Below are 893 nucleotides of genomic sequence, written 5' to 3' on the forward strand. Positions count from 1 at the left end.
ATTGCCATGTTTCTTATTGAATGCTTTAACTAAACGTTCGCCCAACTCCTCTTTGTCCATAAAACCAAATCCGAGAACAATACAGCCATCTGCAATCGCTGTTTCGCCTTCTTCAATAGAACGCATCCCATAACGTGCTTTATAACCATACTTAGTCTGTGCAGTAATGGCACCGGCACCGCCACTACCACAAAATGAGATCCCTAAGTCTGCATTATGCTCTTTCATTACGTCGCCTAACTTCATATCAGCAGCAACACCGGGAATGACGGTTGCTTTACCACCGGCAGTTTCAACACCGGTAGCTACTTTTTGTCCTTTGCCTAAACGGTCACCAATAACGACATGGATCTGTTTCATATTTAATTCTCCTATTATCTTTATGAGTTAGAACGTGCTACTTCAAAATGAACTGACAGCAGATAAGCCTCTTCGTAAGCTAAACCGGGCAAGGTATTAACAACCTTCTCGGCCAAGGCAATTGATTCAGGGGATATTTCCTCAAATAGTGAGACATCCACTTCAGGTAAAGACTCACCTGTTTTGGCTCTTTCTACCATTGCTTTAACGTGAGAACGTAGCATTTGTTGTTGAACATCAGTTGTATGGGCCCCTTCAGCTTTTAGCCAGCCATCAATAATAGAAATTAATTTATTGGTGACTGTCTCTACATCCAGGTTATCTTTTGCGACATTAAAAACAATTGAGGATTGACTCATAAACTTTCGCTATCCCATTTGGAAATTAATATAAAACTGGTCTTTTGCTATTGTTAATAACTTTAGTTCTTTCCAGTATGGTTTTGGAGAGGAAACATTTCCACTTTAAACTGGCACATATCTGGAAAAATAAAGACAAAAATAGCGAATTAATTTTAATCAAACTGGAAATTT

The 893-nt window shown here is 39.0% G+C and carries 2 protein-coding genes; both read right to left on the bottom strand.

The window, feature by feature from the left end; translation table 11 throughout:
- Positions 1-360: SFCGS family glycine-rich protein (locus CBG25_RS05310; protein WP_290605078.1), on the bottom strand; the 360-nt coding region annotated here is incomplete at its 3' end.
- A gap of 20 nt (positions 361-380) precedes the next feature.
- Positions 381-719, bottom strand: coding sequence for a transcriptional antiterminator (locus tag CBG25_RS05315; protein ID WP_032115691.1), 339 nt, complete (start codon positions 717-719; stop codon positions 381-383).
- Positions 720-893 lie beyond the last annotated feature (174 nt).

Source organism: Arsenophonus sp. ENCA (assembly GCF_002287155.1).
Lineage (GTDB): Bacteria > Pseudomonadota > Gammaproteobacteria > Enterobacterales > Enterobacteriaceae > Arsenophonus > Arsenophonus nilaparvatae.